Below are 19,820 nucleotides of genomic sequence, written 5' to 3'. Positions count from 1 at the left end.
GGCGCAGGCGGCAAAGCCAAGGGCTGTGTGGTGTATCGCACCGATGGCGGCAAGTCCGGCAAGCCGGGCCTGGCCGGGCAGCCGGGGGAAGCGGGTACGGCAGGTGCTGTGACTATCCAGCGGTTGTAACCTGTGCACGGCACGCAATATCCGCTGAGGCGCTAAGCGCAGATTGCGCAACACATTCACTCCAAACAGGCCGGCCGGTCGGCCGCCTCGGGGGCGCTGTGCTTTTGATCTGCCTGCCCTCCCGGGAGGGCGAGTGGAGGTTCTGTGGAGTGGGTCGATCGGCATGGATGCCGGGAGAGTCGCGATGGGCCATGGATGGCCCGTGGCGGCGTGCCCACGGAACAGGACCGGAGCGAGTGAACCTGAGCGCAGCGAAGGCCGTACGATGGGGCGCAAGCGCTTTGGTTACTTTGCCGCTTTTGCAAAGTGACTCGCTGTAAGAGCGAAACCAATATTTCAGTTAGACGCAAATGCCGGATATGTAACCGGTGGATCAGTTGATTTGCGGCACAGCTACGTATAAATAAACGACGTGCCTGTCGCCAATCAGGCGCGTGCTGCTTCAGTGCGTTACCAGCGTGTCCAGCAACTTGTCGACATAACCCTTGGCCAGCTTTGCAGCGATGGGCCGAGACTATTCCCCGATTTTAAGCGGCGCAAGCGAACGGGATTTTCTAGGAAGTTTCACGGAAACGAAAGCGAAACGTCGTACGAAACGCCTGATATTAAAGGCCAAATGCCTTGCTGTCGTCGTCGCAAACACTGCAAACACGAACCCTCTGATACCCCGTAATTAAATGGTTTTACGACTGCTGCGCCGCCGGACGCCGCCTCGTTCCTTCGGCAGCTACACCCATCCGGCTTTTAAAAAGTCGGCCGAGCCGCCGCAATTGCCACCAACACCAGCCCCACAATCAGATTGCACCCCACCAACCGGCGAATTTTCCCAATTGCCGCTGCCCCGTCAGCCCAAGCCTGGGCTTCGACGGCCTTGCGCAACTCAGGCAACTGCAGCGATTGAATGCGGATAAACAACGCCACCATCACGATGTACAAGCCCATCATGATCTGCACATAGCGCGGCGCCGTTTCAAAACCGTTGAAGCGCATTTGCAGAAGACCTACACCGCTTATCGGCAAAATCACCACTGCGATCCACACCCATACAAAAAAACGTTGGAACACTTCTACCCACAGCTTTAACCGTACCGGGCCTTCAAGGGCCGTGACAGCCGCCGGGCGCAGGATCATCCAGGCGAAAAACATGCCGCCCACCCAGATCAGGGCGGCCAGTACATGCAGGCTGTAGGCGAGGGCAAAGGCGGTCATTGGGGTACTCCGTTCGGCGCGGGATGAATTAGCGGGGTATGATAGCGGTCATTCGAACCACTGAAAATTTATCCAGCGTTTCTTGCGCCCGAAGAACCATGATTAGTACCGAACTCAAAACTCAGATCCAGGGCGCTTACTCGCGTTTTCTCGAATCCAAGAGCCTCAAGCCGCGTTACGGTCAGCGTCTGATGATCGCTGAAGTGGCCAAGGTGCTGGGCGATATCGACACCGACGAAGAAAACCACCGCAGTGGCGACCCGGCTGTGGTCGCCGTAGAAGCGGGCACCGGTACCGGCAAAACCGTGGCTTACTGCCTGGCTGCCATTCCTGTGGCCAAGGCCGCGGGCAAGCGCCTGGTGGTTGCCACGGCAACGGTCGCCCTGCAGGAGCAGATCGTCTACAAGGACCTCCCGGACCTGATGCGCAACAGCGGGCTGAACTTCAGCTTTGCCCTGGCCAAGGGCCGTGGCCGCTATATGTGCCTGTCCAAGCTCGACATGCTGCTGCAAGAGGGCCACGCGCAAACCGCGACGGCGCAGCTGTTCGAGGAAGAAGGCTTCAAGATCGAAGTCGATGAGGCCAGCCAGAAGCTGTTCACCAGCATGATCGAAAAGCTGGCCGGCAATAAGTGGGACGGCGACCGCGACAGCTGGCCCCAGGCCCTTGAAGACCAGGACTGGGCGCGCCTGACCACCGATCACAGCCAGTGCACCAATCGTCATTGCCCCAACTTCGGCCAGTGCGCTTTCTACAAGGCCCGGGAAGGCATGAGCAAGGTGGACGTGATCGTCACCAACCACGACATGGTGCTCGCCGACCTCGCGTTGGGGGGTGGCGCGGTATTGCCTGATCCCCGTGACACGGTCTATGTGTTTGACGAAGGCCATCACCTGCCGGACAAGGCCATTGGCCATTTTGCCCACTACACCCGTTTGCGCTCCACCGCCGACTGGCTGGAGCAAACCGCCAAGAACCTTACCAAACTGTTGGCCCAACACCCGTTGCCCGGCGACCTGGGGCGTTTGCTGGAGCAAGTGCCGGAGCTGGCCAAAGAAATCAAGGCCCAGCAACAGTTCATGTTCACTGCCTGCGAGCAGATCGCCGACTTTAAAGTCGGCGAAGAGCCCGAGGGTCGCGAGCGTCCGCGCCATCGCTTTATTGGCGGCCTGATTCCCGATCACATGCGTGAAATGGGCATCGAGTTGAAAAAAGGATTCTCGCGTCTGACCGACCTGTTCACTCGTCTGACCGAGATTCTCAAGGACGGTATGGATGGCGAGGTCAATATCGGCATCACCAGCAACCAGGCCGAGGAATGGTACCCGCTGTTTGGCAGCCTGCTGTCCCGGGCCCAGGGCAACTGGGAGCTGTGGACCGCCTTTACTGTCGAAGACCCTGAAGACAACCCGCCCATGGCGCGCTGGCTGACCCTGGCGGAAAGCGGTTCGCTGTTTGATATCGAGGTCAACGCCAGCCCCATCCTGGCCGCCGAGATGCTGCGTCGCAACCTGTGGAACGTGGCCTATGGGGTACTCGTGACCTCCGCCACCCTGACAGCACTGGGCACCTTCGACCGTTTCCGCATGCGTGCCGGCCTGCCCAAAACAGCCGTGACGGCGGTGGTGCCCAGCCCTTTCCATCATGCTGATGCCGGTGTGTTGCGAGTGCCTGACCTCAAAGCCGACCCCCGTGACGCTACGGCTCATACGGCGGCGATCATTCGTGACTTGCCCGCGCTGGTCGAAGGCTCGCGGGGCACGCTGGTGCTGTTTTCATCACGCAAGCAGATGCAGGACGTATTCGACGGCCTGGAGCGCGACTGGCGCAAGCAAGTGTTTATCCAGGGTAACCTGTCCAAACAGGAAACCCTCAACAAGCACAAGGCGCGGGTCGATGGCGGGGACTCCAGTGTGTTGTTTGGCCTGGCCAGTTTTGCCGAAGGCGTGGATTTGCCTGGTGCCTACTGCGAGCACGTGGTGATCGCCAAAATACCGTTTTCGGTACCCGATGATCCGGTCGAAGCGGCCCTGGCCGAGTGGATCGAGGCCCGGGGTGGCAACCCCTTCATGGAGATATCCGTGCCTGATGCCTCGCTCAAGCTGGTTCAGGCTTGCGGGCGTTTGCTGCGTACCGAACAGGATCGCGGCACCATCACCTTGCTGGACCGGCGCCTGGTCACCCAGCGCTATGGCAAGGCGATTCTGAATGCACTGCCGCCGTTCAGGCGCGAAATTTCTTGAGCGCAGGTCGGCGTTATCGTCGACTTTGCTGTCTATGCTTTGACTTTCACCACCTCACAGGCCGATTTTCGGCCGTTTGGGAGAACCAGATCCATATGATTCGCCGTTCGCTGTCTGCTGTTTTTGCGTTGCTGGTCACGACTCCGCTGTTGGCGGCGCCTGCTGGCCAACAAACCCTGTTCAATTTCGTTCGCCCTGCCGATGTGGTGCAAGTGGCGACTACGGATGCGATCTTGCCGCAATACAATGCGGAGCAAACAGCCGAAGGCGAAGTGCTGCGCCGCGTCACCTTCAACCCGGCCGTCGCGCCCAGCCTGCGTTTGACTCCGCAAACCGGGGTATGGGACTGGTCGCAGTCGGGGATGATGACCCTGCGCATCCAGAACGCCATGAACTGGGCACTTACGCTGGACGTGACCGTGCAAAGCAGCAACGGCAAAACCCTGACCAGCCGTGTCGACCTGCCTGCCGGCCCGGCGCAAACCCTGTTGTTGCCGCTAAAAGCCAATTCTCCCCACAGCCAGGGCATGCGCGCCGGCCCACCGATGCCGATGACGCTGGATGGCCAGCGCATTCTGCTGGCCAGTAGCCAGGGTGAAATCGATCTGAGCCAGGTGGTGTCGGTAAGTCTGTCGATTGCGCAACCGAACGTCGCGCAGAGCATTCTTCTGGAGCGCTTCGGCGTGCAGGACGGCACAGGCGTAATCAAGGCCGTGTACGGCGCGATCGTCGACGGCTACGGCCAGTCGACCCGCGCCAAATGGCCGGAGCGTGTTGCCAATGACGAACAGCTCAAGGCCGCCGCCGCAAAAGAACAGCAGCAACTCAAAGGCTGGCTGGCCGGGCGTGCCGACCAGGACAAGTACGGCGGCTGGCTGAAGGGCGCGGGGTTTGAGGCAACCGGGTTTTTCCGCACAGAAAAGCGCAATGGCCGCTGGAACCTGATCACCCCTGAAGGTCACCCGTTTTACTCGCTGGGCCTCAATGCCGTAACGGCCAACGACAGCCAGACCTATGTTGCCGGCCGTGAGTGGATGTTTACCGATTTGCCCCAAGATGGCACTCCTCTGGCCAGTTTTTACGGCAAGGCGAACAACAACAGCGGCAACGCCTCGACCCAGGGTAGGGGCTTTGACGCCGGGCGCTGGTACAACTTTTATGCCGCCAACCTGCAGCGCATCTACGGTGAACCCTGCGTAACGGCTAAAACTGAACCGGATAGCGCACCGGTGAGCCCTTGTGCACCTCCAGCCTTTGATGCCAAGCGTTGGCAGGCCCGCACCCTGGATCGCCTGCAAGCCTGGGGCTTCAACACCATCGGCAACTGGAGCGACCCCGAACTGGGCCTCAACGATCGCGTGCCCTACACCCTGCCGCTGTCGATTGTGGGGGACTACACCAGCATCAGTACCGGCACCGACTGGTGGGGCGGCATGCCCGACCCGTTTGACCCGCGCTTTGCCATGGCCACCGAGCGCGCCGTGGCCATTGCCGCTCGCGATCATCGCGATGATCCCTGGTTGATCGGTTACTTTGCCGACAACGAACTGGCCTGGGCTGGTCCGGGTAATGACCCGAAATCCCGTTATGCATTGGCCCTGGGCACTTTGCGCATGACCACGGATGTACCCGCCAAGCGGGCCTTCCTCAAGCAGCTGCGTGACAAATACCGCAACCAGCAGGGCCTTTCCAAGGCCTGGGGTATTGAAATTCCGGCCTGGGAGCTGATGGAGGACCCGGGTTTTGAAGGGCCTTTGCCCAACGCCGAGCACCCGCAAATCGAGGCGGATTATCAGTATTTCCAGAAAGTCTTTGCTGACACCTACTTCAAGACCATTTCCGACTCGCTCAAATGGCATGCTCCAAACCACTTGCTGCTCGGCGGACGGTTTGCCGTCAGTACGCCAGAGGCCGTGGCGTCCTGTGCCAAATACTGCGATGTACTGAGCTTCAACTTCTACACCCTGCAACCGCAAGACGGCTATGACTTCGGCAAACTGCGCGAACTGGACAAGCCGGTAATGATCACCGAGTTCAACTTCGGCTCCCGTGACCGTGGCCCGTTCTGGGGCGGCGTCACTGAAGTGGCCAACGAAGAAGCCCGTGGCCCGGCTTACAGCAAGTTCCTCAAACAGGCGGTGGCAGAACCGTCGATTGTTGGCGTGCACTGGTTCCAGTACCTGGACCAGCCGGTCACAGGCCGGTTGCTCGACGGCGAAAACGGCCACTTTGGCATGATCGGTATCACCGATTTGCCGTTTACCGGTTTTGTCGACAGCGTGCGCAAGGCCAACCTGCAGGCCCTTGGCCAGTTGGGCCAGGAGGCCGCCAAGGCCCAGGCCGAAGCCGAAAAAGCCGTCAAGGCGCCTGTGCATGCAACCGATGATGGCAGCGGCGGACGCTCTGGCGCGGGGCATGCAGGTGGGCACTCGGGCAAGGGGCACTGATTTTTCCTGCCCGATGGGCGGCGATGTATTTCGTCGCCCAGTAGGGGTTTCTTCCTTTTCAATTCCCACTTTAAAACTAAGGTCTTGCATTCCAACTGAATGGAGACTTCGAAATGGAAGCGAAAGGGAAGTGTGCAAGTGGGTTCGAAGCCGTTCAGGAAGCCTTTGAGGCGATCTTCGATGATCCTCAGGAGCGAGGAGCCGGTGTTTGTGTGCAGGTGGGCGGCGAAACCGTTGTCGACTTATGGGCGGGTGTGGCGGATCTGGAGGGCGAGCAGCCCTGGAACCACGACACATTGGTCAACACCTATTGTTGTATCAAACCCTTCACCGCCATCGCGGCACTGATGCTGGTGGAAGAGGGCAAGCTCGAGCTGGATCAGACGGTTGCCCACTATTGGCCGGAGTTTTCCCAGGGCGGCAAGGAGCGCATCACCTTGCGCCAGGTGTTGTGCCATACCTCAGGTATCCCGGCGCTGCGTTTGCCCAGCCGCACGCCCATTATGTACGACTGGGATGCAATGGCCGAAGTCGTCGCGGCAGAACCCTTGTGGTGGGAACCGGGAACCAGTGTCGGTTATGGCGCCACCACCTATGGCTGGATCCTTGGCGAGCTGGTTCGACGGGCCGATGGTCGCGACCCCTGTACCTTTATCCACGAGCGAATCTGCGAGCCCAACGACCTTGAAGTCCATATGGGCGTTGATGCCGAGCACTTTCACCGCATTGCCTTTTTCGAGCGCGCTGAAGGGCGAACGGGTGATAACTACGCCCAGGACTTGCGTGCCGTGATGGTCAGTGAGCCTGAGCATGTCGCGACCCTTGCATTTACCAATCCCGCCATGGGATCACGGCAAACGGCTGACCCGCGCTGGTGGGCCTATCGCCATCCCGGCGTAAATGCCCACGGTACCGCCCATGGCCTGGCCGGGTTTTACAGTGCGCTGCTGGGCGGGCGCCTGGTGGGGCCTGAGCTGCTCGCAGAGTTCACCCGCGAGCACAGTAACGATATGGACCGCACGCTGCTGCGGCCCATGCGTTATGGCCTGGGTTGCATGATGGAGCAGCCGGCGGACCCGGGAGCCTCCCATCGGATGGGGCCAAAGGCATTCGGGCATGTGGGGCTGGGCGGGCCAATCTCCTTTGCCGACCCTGAGCGGGAGGTGAGCTTCGGCTTTGTCACCACCACCATGGGCAGCCATGTGCTGATGGACCCGCGGGTGCAGAAGCTTGCGCCTTTGGTCTACGCCGCGCTGTAGACACACCCTAAGTAGCAGCTGCCGAAGGAACGAGGCTGCGTTCGGCGGCAAAGCCGTCGCGAAATCAGACCCTGCGGTATGTCAGTTATACCCGCAAGTCAGGTTTTACGACGGCTGCGCCGCCGGACGCAGCCTCGCTCCGCGAGTCAGCTGCGACGAGATTTTTGCCATGGGTGTTTTGCCTTTTTTCACAAAAAAAACACGCCCTTGCTGATACTTTGCCCGCCGACTCAACAGCGCACAAAAATTGTGTGCTCAGAGCGCTTTGCTCTGTTTCAAAATCTTACTGGTGCTGGAACAATGCACGCCTTGTAGAGCCATGCTTGATCCAGGAGGTCCGGGTGCAGATTCAGGGTTTTCACGACCTTAACTTCGAAGCAGTACGCGAGGCGTTTGCCGATCTTTTCAATGATCCGCAAGAGCGCGGCGCGGCGTTGTGCATCCAGATCGGTGGCGAAACCGTTCTCGACCTGTGGGCCGGTACCGCTGACAAGGACGGCGAGCAGCCGTGGCACACAGACACCATTGCCAATCTGTTTTCGTGCACTAAACCTTTTACCGCTGTCACGGCGTTGCAACTGGTCGAAGAGGGCAAGCTGGAGCTGGATGTGCCAGTGGCCCGCTATTGGCCCGAGTTCGCTGCTGCCGGCAAAGAGTCCATCACGTTGCGTCAGCTCCTGAGCCATCGCGCGGGTTTGCCGGCCTTGCGCGAATTGATGCCGGCCGAGGCGCTGTATGAATGGCAAACCATGGTCGATGCACTGGCCGCCGAAACCCCCTGGTGGACGCCGGGCGAAGGGCACGGCTATGCCGCGATCACCTATGGCTGGCTGGTGGGCGAGCTGATTCGCCGCGCCGATGGCCGCAGTGCGGGCCAGTCAATCATGGCGCGGACGGCCAGGCCGTTGGGGCTGGACTTTCATGTCGGGCTGGGTGACGAAGAGTTTTACCGGGTGGCTCATGTTGCCCGCAGCAAGGGCAATATGGGGGATGCGGCTGCGCAGCGCCTGTTGAAGGCCATGATGAATGAGCCTTCATCCATGAGTACGCGGGCATTCACCAATCCACCGTCTATTATGACAAGTACCAACAAACCCGAATGGCGCCGAATGGAGCAGCCAGCGGCCAATGGGCATGGTAATGCCCGTAGCCTGGCCGGTTTTTATAGCGGTTTGCTGGACGGCAGCCTGCTTGAAGCCGAAATGCTGGAGCAACTGACCCGCGAGCACAGCGTCGGCGAGGATAAAACCTTGCGCACGCAAACCCGTTTTGGGCTGGGGTGCATGCTGGATCAGCCAACCGTACCCAACGCGACGTTTGGCCTTGGGCCAAAAGCTTTCGGTCATCCCGGGGCTGGGGGATCGACCGGCTTTGCCGACCCGGATCGCGAGGTGGCCTTTGGATTTGTGACCAATACCCTAGGGCCCAATATATTGATGGATCCCAGGGCGCAAAAACTGGTTAGAGTACTGGCTGAGTGCCTGTAAGCAGGATTTGTAGGCCACAGGTCGGAACTCGGTAGCTTTTCTGTTTTCAATACGTTTTTTATAGTGGGCTTAGTGCCTCTTTAATTCTTAATTCATTGTGTGGATATTCAATGTCATCTAATAAGACCCTCGCTCTGGCTCTTTGCCTGGCTATTACCGGTTGCGCACAAACTCCACAGAATGACGCCGAAGGTGGCCACAAATGGTGGCAGTTGGGCTCGTCCGACCAGGCGTCGACTCCTGCGGATAAAACTGCAACTGTTGCGGCCAAGCCAGCAGACAGCAAAACAACGCCACCGGTAACCAAAACTGCCACCGCCCCAGCGGTCGCAGCCAAAGACAGCGGTTCCAGCTGGTGGCCTTTTGGCTCTGACTCGGCGAAAAAAGACACCCCGGTTGAAAAGGACAAAAAAGTAGCCGTCACCGCCGCGCCTGCCTCTGCAGCAGCCTCTTCGAAAAACTGGTGGTGGCCGTTTGATAGCGATGCCAAAGACGCCAAAACTTCGCCGGTTGGCGTGATCCCGATGCCGGATCCGAAAATTACCCAGGCCTGGCTGGACGAATATGAGCCTCGTCTGCGTACTGCAATCAAGGACACCAACCTGCAACTGGAGCGTCGCGAGAATCTGCTGATTATCGTGGCTTCAGCTGACAGTTCGTTCAAGGCCACCCGCCCGGACTTGCTGATGCCGTCCATGCTTGGCCCGTTTACCCGAGTGGCCAAAGTGGTTGAAGGCGACCCAAAAACCGCCGTGCTGGTGCTGGGGCATGCCGACTCTTCGGGCGCAATGGCGGCCAATACCCGTCTGAGCCTGGACCGTGCCAAATCGGTGGCAGCGATCTTCCGTATGAGCGGTTTGCAAGGTAACCGCCTGACCTTGCGTGGCATGGGTTCGGTGATGCCTCGCGCAGCCAACGACAGCAACGAAGGACGCGCCCTGAACCGTCGGGTTGAAATCCTGATGACCCCGCAAGCCACCATGGTTGCCCTGGTCAGCAAATACAGCCAGCCAGTCCTCACCCCGGCCGAGCTGGTTGCGGTGCAGCCAGCTGTTGCTCCTTCTGTGGCCAAAAAGAATGCAGCACCGGCCAAGAAAGGCGTCGTAGCCAAGAAGTCTGCACCGGCCAAAAAAGCGGCCAAGCCAGCGCCAGCCAAAAAGCCGGTTGTCGCTAAAGCCAAAGCTGTTGCGGACAAGAAAGTTGCCGCCAACGATCAGGCCAAGAACTGACTGATTCAAGGAAGGATGGGGGCATGACTCAAGCACTGGCGGATATGCGACGTGACTACACCCGTGACGGGCTGGCCGAGGCTCAGGCCCCGGCCGAGCCTTTCGCGCTGTTTCATCAGTGGTTCGGCGATGCGGTGAAAACCGAGCAGCCACCGGTCGAGGCCAATGCCATGACCCTGGCCACGGTGGACGCCCGCGGGCGGCCGCATTGTCGGGTGTTGTTGCTCAAGGGTCTGGATGAACAGGGTTTTACCTTTTTCACCAACTACACCAGTGCCAAGGGCCAGCAGTTGGCCGAGCGCCCGTTCGCGGCCATGACCTTTTTCTGGCCAACCCTTGAGCGTCAGGTACGCATCGAGGGTCAGGTGGTCAAGGTCACTGCGCAAGAGTCCGATGCCTACTATCAGGTTCGCCCCCTGGGCAGCCGGATCGGGGCCTGGGCCTCGCCGCAAAGCCAGGTGATTGCTGATCGCGATGAACTGGTCGAGCTGCTCAAAGCCACCGAGGCGCGCTTCAGTGACAGCCAGCCCCATTGCCCCGAGCACTGGGGCGGTTATCGCTTGCTGCCCGAGCGCATCGAGTTCTGGCAGGGGCGCCCGAGTCGCCTGCACGATCGCCTCAACTATCGGCGTGAGGGGGCAGACTGGGTGCGTGAGCGCCTGGCACCCTGAAGGCACCCTCTACAGCAAGGCGCGCAATGCAAACCGGCTATTTCGCGCTACTCTTTGCGAAGTCTTGTGTGGGCAAACAGCGCTATTGTTACTGTACAGACGCTGAATAAAGCCCTTTTATCCGCCCTGTGCCGTGACAGGTTACCGGCTGCGGAGTTTAATGAATCCCTGTTATTTTGGAGTTGATCCCATGCGTAAGTCCGTTCTGTTGGTTGCAGCATTCTCTACCATGACTGTTTTGTTGGGCGGCTGCACATCGAGCTTGACCGGCGACACCTACTCGCGCGACGAAGCCCGACGTGTACAGACCGTTCGTATGGGCACCATCGTTGCCCTGCGTCCTGTGCAAATTGAAGGCACCAAGACCCCGATCGGCGCTGCGACTGGCGCTATCGTGGGTGGTGTAGGCGGCAGCGCCATCGGTGGCGGTCGTGGCAGCATCGTCACCGCAGTGATCGGCGCCGTGGCCGGTGGTTTGCTGGGCTCGGCAGCCGAGTCGGGCCTGACCAAGACCCAGGGTGTGGAAATCACCGTGCGTGAAGACGACGGCAGCACCCGTGCTTACGTTCAGCAGGTTGAGCCTAACCAGGTATTCCGTACCGGTGAGCGCGTGCGCATCATGACCGTTGACGGTACCAGCCGCGTTACCCAGTAAAACAGGCGACAGCGTAAAAACAAAACCCCGGCCAGTGCGAACTGGCCGGGGTTTTTTATGGCTGTAAAGCAGCTCAGGACGAGTGCTTGAATGCCTGCTCGGCCCCAGACAGCGTTATGGCGATATGGTCCAGCAAGCGTTCTGCCGTGTACTTGGGGATACAGCTGAAGGCCATCACCACCGCCAGCCCCAGTGTCAGGGCAGGTCGAGGGACGTGACTGACGTTGTACTGCCTGAGGCTGAACACAAATACGCAGGCGGCGACAGAGCCTATCAGCGCTCCGGCGATGGCTTCCGGCAAAGGGTGGATGGTGAGGGCGACGTAATTGATGGCGAACCACCAGGTCGCCAGCAACCCGACCCCGAGTGCAGGCCAGCGCAAGCGCTGATCAAGCTGTTGGCACAGCAGGTTGAGCAATACGGTGAAGACCAGGCAAGCATTCATGGCGTGGCCGCTGAATACGGCAATGCCCAGGTCATGCAGGCCAACGCCCCAGCCCTTGAACAGGATCTTGCTGACGCCCACCACCAGGTAGGCAGTTACCAGCACGCCCAACCACAGCAAAGCGATTTTTCTGGATGCGCCCAGCCATAACCAGGCAGCAATCACCAGCGCTGCCGGGAACATCACGGTGATGCCGGCGTATTGCACAATCTGCATTTTATCGACCACGTTTCTCTCTTTTGGTTGTTCACTCAGGCGGGCTGTGTCTCTGTGAGAGCCCGCCTCAGTGAGCAACATCAGGGTTACGCCACCGGCTGTTTACGGCTAAAGAACAGCGTAACACCATAGCCGATCAGTGCTGCGAGGATCGAGCCGGTAAGGATGCCCATACGGTCCATGCCTACATAATCGCTACCTGCAACGAACGCCAGCGAGCCCACAAACAGACTCATGGTGAAGCCGATGCCGCACAGGATGGCCACGCCAAACACCTGGCCCCAGTTGGCGCCTGCCGGCAGCGCGGCCATGCCGGTCTTGATGGCGATCCAGGTCAGGCCGAACACGCCAAGGGTTTTGCCAATCAGCAAGCCTGCGGCAATGCCCATAGGCACATGGCTGACAAAACTGTGCAGGCTGACACCCGCCAGTGATACACCCGCATTGGCGAAGGCAAACAACGGCAGAATCGCGTAAGCCACCCAGGGATGCAGGGCATGCTCGATGCTCATCAGCGGTGAAGTTTCTGAGTTTTTGGTGCGCAGCGGAATACAGAATGCCAGCGTTACACCTGCCAATGTGGCATGCACACCGCTTTTGAGTACGCACACCCAGAGGATCAGGCCGACGATCATATAAGGTGCGACCTTGATCACTCCCATGCGGTTCATGGCAATCAGCGCGATCAGGCATGCCGCAGCCAGCAGCAGGGACACACCCGACAACTCGCTGGAGTAGAACACCGCAATCACGATGATTGCCCCCAGGTCATCGATGATCGCCAGGGTCATCAGGAACAGCTTCAGCGACACCGGTACACGCTTGCCGAGCAGGGCCAGCACGCCGAGGGCGAAGGCGATGTCGGTGGCCATGGGGATGGCCCAGCCGCCGAGAGCGTCCGGGTAATCCTTGTTGATGAACCAGTAGATCAGCGCCGGTACCACCATGCCGCCGATTGCCGCCGCGCCGGGCAGCACCACCTGTGAGGGCTTGGACAGCTGGCCTTCGAGCAGTTCGCGTTTGACCTCAAGGCCGATCAGCAGAAAAAACAAGGCCATCAGGCCATCGTTGATCCACAGCAGCGACGGTTTGGCAATTTGCAGGGCGCCGATTTGCACCGCTACCGGCACGTCCAGGAAGGCCGTGTAGTAATGGGAAAGCGGTGAGTTATTGACGATCAGAGCCAGAGCGGCCGCGGCAATCAACAGCAGACCGCTGGCAGCTTCCAACTGAAAGAACCGAGTGAAAGTGCTACGCAGAGGCAAGGTCGCTCTCCATCAATTAGGTAATAAGGTGCGACACCCTAACCTGTGGGGTTAGTGGTTAAAACAAAAACTATATTCTTTTTTGTTATAAGCAACGGCATGCTCACACACCGCTCAAGAGCCTAGCAGTTGTGTGTCAAATTGAGTCTGATTTGTGCCTGTGAAGGCTGTAGGAAATAGACCAGCTTTGCTGGTTTTTCAGCAAGGATCCCGCCCGAAGAAGGAGAAGGCGGTGGCTGTGTGGGAGCGGCCTTGCTCGCGATACAGGCACTACGGTCTGTCTGGCAAACCGTGGTGAATGGATCGCGAGCAAGCCCGCTCCTACATGTCAGGGCTGCAGCCCCTACCGAGTCAAAACCTAGGCTTCGATACCCAGAATGTCGCGCGCTACAGCTTCGGCAATACGGATACCGTCGACACCTGCAGACAGAATCCCGCCAGCGTAGCCAGCGCCTTCGCCTGCCGGGAACAAGCCCTTGACGTTAAGGCTCTGCATCGACGCATCACGGGTCATGCGCAGCGGCGACGAGGTACGGGTTTCGATGCCGGTGAGAATGGCGTCATGCATTGAGAAGCCCTTGATCTGCTTCTCGAACGCCGGCAGTGCTTCACGGATGGCTTCAATGGCGAAGTCCGGCAGGGCCAGGGCCAAGTCACCCAAAGACACACCCGGCTTATAGGATGGCTCGACGCTGCCCAGGGCCGTGGACGGTTTGCCCGCAATAAAGTCACCCACCAGTTGCGCCGGGGCTTCGTAGTTGCTGCCGCCCAGCACATAGGCGTGGGATTCGAGGCGTTCTTGCAGCTCGATGCCGGCCAACGGACCACCCGGGTAGTCTTCAGGCGTAATGCCGACCACGATGCCCGAGTTGGCATTGCGTTCGTTACGCGAATACTGGCTCATGCCGTTGGTCACAACACGGCCCGGTTCGCTGGTTGCCGCAACCACGGTGCCACCCGGGCACATGCAGAAGCTGTACACCGAGCGACCGTTTTTGGCGTGGTGCACCAGTTTGTAATCGGCAGCGCCCAGCTTCGGGTGGCCGGCATACTTGCCCAGGCGCGCACTGTCGATCAGCGACTGCGGGTGCTCGATACGGAAACCTACCGAGAACGGCTTGGCTTCCATATACACGCCACGATCGTGGAGCATGCGGAAGGTGTCCCGGGCGCTATGGCCCAGCGCCATGATCACGTGGCGAGCATTCAGTTGCTCGCCATCTGCCAGGATCACACCGGTCAGTTGACCGTTGTCGATCAGCACATCAGTCACGCGTTGTTGAAAACGCACTTCGCCGCCCAGCGCGATGATCTGCTGGCGCATATTTTCGACCACACCGGTCAGGCGGAACGTACCGATATGCGGCTTGCTGACATAGAGGATCTCGTCCGGCGCGCCGGCCTTGACGAACTCGTGCAGCACCTTGCGGCCGTGGTGTTTCGGGTCCTTGATCTGGCTGTAGAGCTTGCCGTCCGAGAACGTACCGGCACCGCCTTCGCCAAACTGCACATTGGACTCGGGGTTGAGTACGTTTTTACGCCACAGGCCCCAGGTGTCCTTGGTGCGCTGGCGCACTTCGGTACCACGTTCAAGAATGATCGGCTTGAAACCCATTTGTGCCAGCAGCAGCCCGGCGAAAATACCGCAGGGGCCGAAGCCGACCACAATCGGACGCTCGGTCAAGTCCTGGGGAGCCTGGCCCACGACCTTGTAACTGACGTCCGGCGCTGGATTGACGTTACGATCGTCGGCGAACTTGAGCAGCAGCGGCGCTTCATCGCGCACACTCACATCGATGGTGTAGATGAAGCACAGTTCGGACGATTTTTTACGCGCATCGTAGCTGCGCTTGAACAAGGTGAAATCGACCAGGTCATCACTTTCGATGCCCAGGCGCTGCAGGATGGCAGGGCGCAGGTCTTCATCGGGATGGTCGATCGGCAGCTTGAGTTCGGTGATTCGTAACATTGACAGTGTCCAGTATCGGGGGCCAGGTAAACCCTGGCAGAACCGCTAATTGTAAGCTGCTTCGGGGCAATATGCGGCAACAGTTATCGGTTAGTCGTTACGGGCGCCACCAAAATAGCCGCAGCCGCGCTGGACCTGACCGTTGATCCGTAGCTCGGCGCTCAGATGTTGCACGCTGCCATTGGCACTGTCGGTGCAGCGTTGTGGGGCCACCCACAGCTCGATGCGCTGATTGTTGGCCTCGGTGGACAGGGAGAAGCGGCCATCGCCGACCTGTTCTTCAACGTAGGGCAGCGCCAGGTCGGGCTGGCCTTCGCGCTTGAGCACCATGCCCTTGCCCCCGGCTTGCACTTCCCAGGCCGGGCCATTGCCGTTGGCGTGCACGGTCACCTGCTTGAAGTTGGGATCCTGGCAGGCGCTGTTGCTGCGCTCCAGGCGGTAGAGTTGCTGCAACTCGACTTCACCGTCTGTACCGGCTGTTGTGCTGGCGCTAAAACGGCCGCGGATATCGGCGAACAACTTGCCCGGTTTATTGGGCATGTAGGTCGCGTCCTGCACCAGCGTGGTGTCGGCGCTGTCACGAACTACATAGCGCTGTTGGCCGACGCAGGGTTGAAACACCAATTGACCATTGGCCGATACCAGCTCGCCCTGCAGGCGGGTTTGACCTGCGGTGGTGTCGGCAGGTGTGCTGCTGAACATCTGGCAACCGGCAAACACGGGCAGCAAGGCGAACAAAGCTAAGGAACGGGCAAAACGCATCATGGGCACTCCTGAAGGGTGTCGCCACGTTACTCAGCCTCGCGATGCATCACAAGTGATTCAACCTACGGTGAATGTCTGCCCGGTTTGCAAGCCTTCCACGCTTTTGGCGTAAGCCAGGGCCACATCGGCGCCCGATACAGGCTTGAAGCCGCGAAAGTACGGGGCGTATTTGTCCATCGCTTCTTCCAGGACCGTAGGGCTCACCGAGTTGACCCGCAGGCCCCGTGGCAACTCAATGGCGGCTGCTTTTACAAAACCGTCAAGTGCCGCGTTGACCAGCGCCGCCGAACTGCCGGTACGGATCGGCTCGCGGTTGATAACGCCGCTGGTGAAGGTGAACGAGGCCCCATCGTTGGCAAACTCGCGGCCAATCAGCAGCAGATTGACCTGGCCCATCAACTTGTCCTGCAAACCGAGGGCGAAGTCGCTTTCGCTCATGTCAGCCAGTGCGGCGAACGTGACGTTACCGGCGGCACAGATCAGCGCATCGAAGCGCCCGGTTTGCGCGAAGAGTTGGCGGATTGATTCACTGTCGCTGATATCGACCTGATAATCCCCGCTTTTTCGACCAATTTCTACGATCTCATGGCGCGGTGACAACTCGCGGCGAATGGCTGAACCGATGGTGCCGTGAGCGCCGATCAAGAGGATTTTCATGTTGTGTGCCTTTGTGGATGACGTGAGTGCTCAGTCTAGTGGTGCTTTTTAAGTGGGATAAGCGCACTAATAGGCAACCTTTGGTTTTCATATGGAAACAATCCATGAGTGAAATGGATGATCTGGCTGCGTTCGCGGTCTTGATCGACGCTGGCAGTTTTACCTTGGCCGCCCAGCAACTGGGCTGCAGCAAGGGGCAGCTGTCCAAGCGTATCAGCCAGCTTGAGGCGCAGTTTTCGGTGGTGTTGCTGCATCGCACCACCCGGCGCTTGAGCCTTACGGCGGCTGGCGCGGCGCTACTGCCACAAGCCCAGGCGCTGGTGGTGCAAGTGGAGCGGGCACGTCAGGCACTTGCCCGGCTAAAGGATGATGTTGCAGGCCCGGTACGCATGACCGTGCCCGTATCCCTGGGCGAGACCTTCTTTGATTCGCTGTTGCTGGAGTTTTCCCGCGAATACCCGCAGGTGCAGATCGAGCTGGAGCTCAACAACAGCTATCGCGATATGGTGCGGGAAGGGTTTGATCTGGCGATACGCTCGCAGGTTGCCAGCCATGAACGGCTGGTGGCCAAGCAGGTGCTTAATTGGCACGAGATCACCTGCGCCAGCCCTGCCTATCTTGAGCAATACGGCGAGCCGGTTACGCCGCAAGAACTGGTCGAGCACCGCTGTCTGCTTAACAGCCACTACAGCGGTCGCGAGGAGTGGCACTACCACCGCCAGCATGAACTGCAACGAGTGCGGGTCTCGGGGTCGTTTGCCAGCAATCACTACAGTCTGCTGAAAAAAGCGGCCGTGATCGGTGCCGGCATCGCCCGCTTGCCCTCGTACATGCTTGGCTGCGAGTTGGCTGATGGGCGCCTGCGCGGCTTGTTGCGTGACTATCAAACGCGCAGCAACCCCATGTATCTGGTTCACCCTTATCAAGGCGGTTTGCCCAGGCGTACTCAGGTATTGGCGGATTTCCTGGTGGGCTGGTTCCAGAGTAATGGTGAGGCCATTGACCTGCTTTAACGAAAACGCTGTGCAATCAGATGATCAATCGACAGCGCACCCGGGCCCTTGGCCATCAAGTACAACAAGACCGCGATCCAGGTGCCGTGAGTCGGGTAGGCATCAGGGTATACGAACAGCTGGATGGTCATGCTCATGGCCAGCAGTGCCAGCGCCGAGAACCGGGTGGCCAAGCCCAGCAGGATCAGCACCGGGAAAACATGCTCGCTGAAGGCGGCAGCGTGAGCAGCCACCTCGGGGGAGAGTAGCGGGACTTTGTATTCCGTACTGAACAAGTACAGCGCAGAGTCAGACAGATGCGGCATACCGAGTTGAAAGGTGCCTTCAACCAGATCGATTGCCAAACCTTCAACCTTGGTCTGGCCTGATTTCCAGAACACCGCCGCAATGGAAAAGCGTGCGACAAAGGCGATCAGTGTGTCGGGTATGCAGTGCAACAGCCCGATTGCGCCTCCGATCCAGCGCTGTAGCAGGCCGGGGCTTATTGTTTGAGTATTCATGGCGAGGCCTCGAGGGCGGGTTGTAAGCCGGTGATGGTGTTATTGCTAATCAACAGTGCCAGGGCCTGGCCCAGGTTAAAGTCTGGGTCGGCTTCCAGGGCATGGGCCGCGGCCAACCCCAGGGCATTCCCCGCTTTGAGCAAGTGCACAAATACTGCGCACCCTGAGCTGACCGTGAATACCTCCACGCGCAATTCATTGCGTATTACCAGGACGCTTTGTGGTTGGCGCGTGTCCAGTCCCTGTATCTGTCCCTGGCGTTGGTGCGCCGCCCACAAGGACGCGATGGCGTAGGGTGAATGCAGCGATGCGACACCGGGGTGCAGTTGCAGGTGTAAATGGGGCAGCCCCTCGGGGCTGTTGAGCGCCTGAGCCAGCAGCCCGGGGTTTACGGCGCACACGTCTGCGGCGTGAAAGGCCTGCACACACAAACGCTCAAGGCGAGCCACGTCCGCCAGGTAGGGCACGCTTCTGGCGGGTGCAAAGGCATTGATAAAACCGGCGAACTGGCTGCCATAGGCGCTCATGACCGGGCTGTCGGGTGGGTATTTTTGAATAAATATCTGCGCCATGGCCTGAAAAAAGGCCTCGCCCACCAATTGCGCAACAACGGGATAGCTGGTGGCCAGCGCGTTGATCAGTCCGCTTTGCACATTGTTGCGATATACCGCGAAACGGCGGTCAATGTCGCCGTTGTAGCAGGCAATGCCTGTGGGGGCGGGCGTGTGTGGATTGAGCAATGCTGCACTGAATGTTTCTTGTAGTTTCATGGCTGCACCTGTGCGCTGAACAGGTAGCGGTCAGCCAAGCGGGCTTCCTGAAGCAGTTCGGTGAGAGGGGGCAGATGATTGTCGCGTTCGATCAGGGTGGCCATCGGGCCAATTCGGTCCAGTACTTGCTGGTACAGCGCCCATACCGCTTGATCGACAGGTGCGCCGTGGTTATCGATCAGCAAGCGTTGCCCCAGGCTGTCTGCTTCTTCAGCAAAACCCGCCAGATGAACCTCACCTACGGCCTGAAGGGGCAAGGCATCGAGATAGACAACAGGATCGCGGGCGTGGTTGATGCATGACACATACACATTGTTTACATCCAGCAAAAGGCCACAGCCGGTACGGCTTATGACTTCCTGAATAAAACCGGCTTCGTCGAATTGGGCCTCGTCGAACTCGATATAGGTAGCGGGGTTTTCCAGCAGTATCTGGCGCTTCAACACATCCTGTGCCTGGTCCATATGCGCGCATACCCGGTGCAGCGTGGCGGTGTCATAGCGCAAAGGCAGCAGATCATTGAGGAATAATGGCCCGTGGCAGGACCATGCCAGATGTTCGGAAAACATCTGCGGCTGGTAACGCTCGAGCAATAGGCTCAGGCGGTGCAAGTGTTCGGTATTGAGCGGGCTTTCGCCGCCAATCGACAGGCCAACGCCATGAATTGACAGCGGGTAGTGTTCGCGGATCAAGCCCAGGTAATGGTGGAAAGGGCCGCCAGCTACCATGAAGTTCTCGGCATGCACTTCAAAGAACCCGATGTCTGGGCGGCTCGCAAGTACATCCACAAAGTGCTCGGCCTTGAGCCCCAGCCCCGCACGAGGCGGGAGCCGGGGCGCACGAGGCGCGATAAGCGAAGCAAGCGGGCTGTGCATTATCAACACTCGGCGG

17 protein-coding genes and 1 pseudogene are annotated in these 19,820 nt (G+C 59.4%); 9 read left to right on the top strand and 9 right to left on the bottom strand.

What is annotated here, in order from left to right; translation table 11 throughout:
- Positions 1–129 (top strand): annotated as a pseudogene (locus GHO42_RS11900) (collagen-like protein); the annotation flags it as partial.
- Positions 130–873: 744 nt separating this feature from the next.
- Here the strand turns inward: GHO42_RS11900 and GHO42_RS11895 are convergent.
- Entirely contained in the window at positions 874–1,338 is a 465-nt protein-coding gene (locus GHO42_RS11895; protein ID WP_095027020.1) for a CopD family protein, read from the bottom strand.
- Between the two features lie 98 nt (positions 1,339–1,436).
- Between GHO42_RS11895 and dinG the strand changes: the two genes are divergently transcribed.
- The 7 genes from dinG to GHO42_RS11860 all read left to right on the top strand — a co-directional run bounded on the left by dinG (position 1,437) and on the right by GHO42_RS11860 (position 11,329).
- Positions 1,437–3,581, top strand: a complete 2,145-nt coding sequence (dinG, locus tag GHO42_RS11890) for an ATP-dependent DNA helicase DinG (protein ID WP_095002975.1) — start codon at positions 1,437–1,439, stop codon at positions 3,579–3,581.
- Between the two features lie 95 nt (positions 3,582–3,676).
- The gene (locus GHO42_RS11885) at positions 3,677–6,028 is read left to right on the top strand and encodes a beta-galactosidase (RefSeq protein ID WP_153327849.1); all 2,352 of its coding nucleotides are present in this window, start codon (positions 3,677–3,679) and stop codon (positions 6,026–6,028) included.
- Positions 6,029–6,141: 113 nt separating this feature from the next.
- Positions 6,142–7,287, top strand: a complete 1,146-nt coding sequence (locus GHO42_RS11880; RefSeq protein WP_095002977.1) for a serine hydrolase domain-containing protein — start codon at positions 6,142–6,144, stop codon at positions 7,285–7,287.
- A 341-nt stretch (positions 7,288–7,628) separates the two neighbouring features.
- The gene (locus GHO42_RS11875; RefSeq protein WP_095002978.1) at positions 7,629–8,774 is read left to right on the top strand and encodes a serine hydrolase domain-containing protein; all 1,146 of its coding nucleotides are present in this window, start codon (positions 7,629–7,631) and stop codon (positions 8,772–8,774) included.
- Between the two features lie 110 nt (positions 8,775–8,884).
- A complete protein-coding gene (locus tag GHO42_RS11870; protein ID WP_095032386.1) occupies positions 8,885–10,003 on the top strand; it encodes an OmpA family protein in 1,119 nt (372 codons plus the stop codon).
- 23 nt (positions 10,004–10,026) lie between these two features.
- Positions 10,027–10,674, top strand: a complete 648-nt coding sequence (pdxH, locus tag GHO42_RS11865) for a pyridoxamine 5'-phosphate oxidase (protein ID WP_095002980.1) — start codon at positions 10,027–10,029, stop codon at positions 10,672–10,674.
- 190 nt (positions 10,675–10,864) lie between these two features.
- Positions 10,865–11,329, top strand: coding sequence for a glycine zipper 2TM domain-containing protein (locus GHO42_RS11860; RefSeq protein ID WP_095002981.1), 465 nt, complete (start codon positions 10,865–10,867; stop codon positions 11,327–11,329).
- Between the two features lie 73 nt (positions 11,330–11,402).
- Here GHO42_RS11860 and GHO42_RS11855 read toward each other — a convergent pair whose 3' ends face one another.
- From GHO42_RS11855 to GHO42_RS11835, 5 genes are all read right to left on the bottom strand, one after another.
- On the bottom strand, positions 11,403–12,002 hold the full coding sequence (locus GHO42_RS11855; RefSeq protein ID WP_178126980.1) for a hypothetical protein: 600 nt from the start codon (positions 12,000–12,002) through the stop codon (positions 11,403–11,405).
- Positions 12,003–12,076: 74 nt separating this feature from the next.
- Entirely contained in the window at positions 12,077–13,255 is a 1,179-nt protein-coding gene (gene nhaA / locus GHO42_RS11850) for a Na+/H+ antiporter NhaA (protein WP_095002983.1), read from the bottom strand.
- Positions 13,256–13,613: 358 nt separating this feature from the next.
- On the bottom strand, positions 13,614–15,224 hold the full coding sequence (locus GHO42_RS11845) for an NAD(P)/FAD-dependent oxidoreductase (protein WP_095002984.1): 1,611 nt from the start codon (positions 15,222–15,224) through the stop codon (positions 13,614–13,616).
- 90 nt (positions 15,225–15,314) lie between these two features.
- Positions 15,315–15,986 (bottom strand): COG3650 family protein, encoded by a 672-nt coding sequence (locus GHO42_RS11840; protein ID WP_169916891.1) that lies wholly within the window; start codon positions 15,984–15,986, stop codon positions 15,315–15,317.
- A gap of 60 nt (positions 15,987–16,046) precedes the next feature.
- Positions 16,047–16,646, bottom strand: coding sequence for a short chain dehydrogenase (locus GHO42_RS11835; RefSeq protein ID WP_095002986.1), 600 nt, complete (start codon positions 16,644–16,646; stop codon positions 16,047–16,049).
- Between the two features lie 104 nt (positions 16,647–16,750).
- Here GHO42_RS11835 and GHO42_RS11830 point away from each other — a divergent pair, with 104 nt between their 5' ends.
- Positions 16,751–17,659, top strand: a complete 909-nt coding sequence (locus GHO42_RS11830; protein ID WP_095002987.1) for a LysR family transcriptional regulator — start codon at positions 16,751–16,753, stop codon at positions 17,657–17,659.
- Here the strand turns inward: GHO42_RS11830 and GHO42_RS11825 are convergent.
- From GHO42_RS11825 to GHO42_RS11815, 3 genes are read right to left on the bottom strand one after another with little or no spacing between them, the layout of a single operon-like run.
- Complete coding sequence (locus GHO42_RS11825) at positions 17,656–18,159, bottom strand: DoxX family protein (protein WP_095002988.1); 504 nt, start codon at positions 18,157–18,159, stop codon at positions 17,656–17,658. The genes GHO42_RS11830 and GHO42_RS11825 overlap by 4 nt on opposite strands.
- Positions 18,156–18,929, bottom strand: coding sequence for a DNA-binding domain-containing protein (locus GHO42_RS11820; protein ID WP_153327845.1), 774 nt, complete (start codon positions 18,927–18,929; stop codon positions 18,156–18,158). Before GHO42_RS11820 ends, GHO42_RS11825 begins: the two co-directional genes overlap by 4 nt.
- Complete coding sequence (locus GHO42_RS11815) at positions 18,926–19,804, bottom strand: DUF692 domain-containing protein (RefSeq protein WP_095024424.1); 879 nt, start codon at positions 19,802–19,804, stop codon at positions 18,926–18,928. The genes GHO42_RS11820 and GHO42_RS11815 overlap by 4 nt, the downstream gene beginning before the upstream one ends.
- Positions 19,805–19,820 lie beyond the last annotated feature (16 nt).

This window comes from Pseudomonas sp. FSL R10-0056 (assembly GCF_009600105.1).
Lineage (GTDB): Bacteria > Pseudomonadota > Gammaproteobacteria > Pseudomonadales > Pseudomonadaceae > Aquipseudomonas > Aquipseudomonas bubulae.
Note: the sequence above shows the minus strand (reverse complement) of the source record. Positions and strands in the feature narration are given on the sequence as shown.

Excerpts from the sequence above, each read along its gene's own strand:
- GHO42_RS11895 (WP_095027020.1), bottom strand. The coding sequence starts at position 1,338 with ATGACCGCCTTTGCCCTCGCCTACAGCCTGCATGTACTGGCCGCCCTG.
- dinG (WP_095002975.1), top strand. The coding sequence starts at position 1,437 with ATGATTAGTACCGAACTCAAAACTCAGATCCAGGGCGCTTACTCGCGT.
- GHO42_RS11885 (WP_153327849.1), top strand. The coding sequence starts at position 3,677 with ATGATTCGCCGTTCGCTGTCTGCTGTTTTTGCGTTGCTGGTCACGACT.
- GHO42_RS11880 (WP_095002977.1), top strand. The coding sequence starts at position 6,142 with ATGGAAGCGAAAGGGAAGTGTGCAAGTGGGTTCGAAGCCGTTCAGGAA.
- GHO42_RS11870 (WP_095032386.1), top strand. The coding sequence starts at position 8,885 with ATGTCATCTAATAAGACCCTCGCTCTGGCTCTTTGCCTGGCTATTACC.
- pdxH (WP_095002980.1), top strand. The coding sequence starts at position 10,027 with ATGACTCAAGCACTGGCGGATATGCGACGTGACTACACCCGTGACGGG.
- GHO42_RS11860 (WP_095002981.1), top strand. The coding sequence starts at position 10,865 with ATGCGTAAGTCCGTTCTGTTGGTTGCAGCATTCTCTACCATGACTGTT.
- GHO42_RS11845 (WP_095002984.1), bottom strand. The coding sequence starts at position 15,224 with ATGTTACGAATCACCGAACTCAAGCTGCCGATCGACCATCCCGATGAA.
- GHO42_RS11840 (WP_169916891.1), bottom strand. The coding sequence starts at position 15,986 with ATGCGTTTTGCCCGTTCCTTAGCTTTGTTCGCCTTGCTGCCCGTGTTT.
- GHO42_RS11835 (WP_095002986.1), bottom strand. The coding sequence starts at position 16,646 with ATGAAAATCCTCTTGATCGGCGCTCACGGCACCATCGGTTCAGCCATT.
- GHO42_RS11830 (WP_095002987.1), top strand. The coding sequence starts at position 16,751 with ATGAGTGAAATGGATGATCTGGCTGCGTTCGCGGTCTTGATCGACGCT.
- GHO42_RS11825 (WP_095002988.1), bottom strand. The coding sequence starts at position 18,159 with ATGAATACTCAAACAATAAGCCCCGGCCTGCTACAGCGCTGGATCGGA.
- GHO42_RS11820 (WP_153327845.1), bottom strand. The coding sequence starts at position 18,929 with ATGAAACTACAAGAAACATTCAGTGCAGCATTGCTCAATCCACACACG.
- GHO42_RS11815 (WP_095024424.1), bottom strand. The coding sequence starts at position 19,804 with ATGCACAGCCCGCTTGCTTCGCTTATCGCGCCTCGTGCGCCCCGGCTC.